A 242-nucleotide genomic window follows, 5' to 3' on the forward strand; every position below is an offset into this window, starting at 1 on the left:
CCGCCGAAGCCCGTGGGCGTGTCGGCTTGCGTGATCTCGCGCATCGGCACGCGGATGTCGGGCTGCGAGCCGGTGACGTAGATCTTGCGGGAATTGGGCAGCGGCGCGATCGCGGCTTCGTCGACGTGCGCGTTGGCGGAAATGAATTTGGGATTCGCGTTCATGCGTCTCTCTCTCCATGAAGCAGTGGGGGAACAACGGCTTAGCAGGAGACGAAACGGAACGTGGACGGACTTCGCTTT

General features: G+C 62.4%; 1 protein-coding gene. It reads right to left on the minus strand.

All coding sequences use genetic code 11. The annotated features are described in order from the left end of the window. Positions 1-164 (minus strand): hypothetical protein (locus SB771_RS36560; protein WP_410722229.1); only part of this gene is annotated, 164 nt, incomplete at its 3' end. Positions 165-242: the final 78 nt, after the last annotated feature.

The organism is Burkholderia sp. SIMBA_051 (assembly GCF_046534915.1).
Lineage (GTDB): Bacteria > Pseudomonadota > Gammaproteobacteria > Burkholderiales > Burkholderiaceae > Burkholderia > Burkholderia ambifaria.